General features: G+C 25.6%; 1 protein-coding gene. It reads left to right on the top strand.

Annotation, left to right across the window (positions count from 1 at the left end):
• Positions 1-689, top strand: a 689-nt coding sequence (locus tag C4B24_RS04840) for a DMT family transporter (protein ID WP_131599650.1), incomplete at its 5' end; no start/stop codon positions are given.
• Between the last annotated feature and the right edge of the window lie 173 nt (positions 690-862).

Raw genomic sequence — 862 nt, forward strand, 5'->3', positions numbered from 1 at the left:
GAGGTGTTTCTCTTTCTTTATATATTTCTTCAATGGCAATTCTCGGATTCGGATTATCAGATTTGCTTATTTCTTTGTATCCAATTGTTGTCTTAATTTTATCAAGAGTAATATTTAAGGAAAAAATAACATCAGCGAGTATTATTTCCATAGTATTAATAGTTGCTGGAGCAGTATTAGTAGGGATTGGAGCCGGCGGTAAAATGAATACAAATATCGGTATTATTTTAGCGATACTTGGTGCTATTTCCTATGGAATAGAAGCTTTGGTTATTAAATCAATAGATCAACAAAATTTAAATGTAGGTTCAATGTTATTCATAAAGTATTTAGCTTCATCAATTTGTTTGTTTTTAATTATTTTAATTTCTTCTTTTATCCCTGGAATGTTATCTTTGTGAAATTTAAGTCAAGTAGTTTTAAAATTAGAGTTTCTTTTTGTAATATTAGCATCATTGAATGCAATAGCCTCATATATATTTTATTATTGAGCATTACAAAAAACAAGCAATCCTTCTGTTATAGTTGCAATTAATTCTTCTTATATACTATTCGCAATGATTATTTCATGAATAGCAAAGGATTCAGAACCAAATATTTGAAATATAGCAGGAACATCCTTAATATTTTTAGGGTTAATTTTTACAGGTATCACCCTTCCTAAATATAAATTAAGGAAAAATAAGTAAAAGTATAAAGAAAGAATATGTTTTTAATAATCTTATATCTTTAATTATATAAATCCAGATTTTACATTAAACTCTAAAATATTACATCCAGATTACAACAAATTGAATATCAATTAACAGATCAATAAATATGGAAACAACTTATTTGATGCATTTATAAAATCATATGCTTT

This window comes from Mycoplasma marinum (assembly GCF_004335975.1).
Taxonomy (GTDB): Bacteria; Bacillota_I; Bacilli_A; order Mycoplasmatales; family Metamycoplasmataceae; genus Mycoplasma_K; species Mycoplasma_K marinum.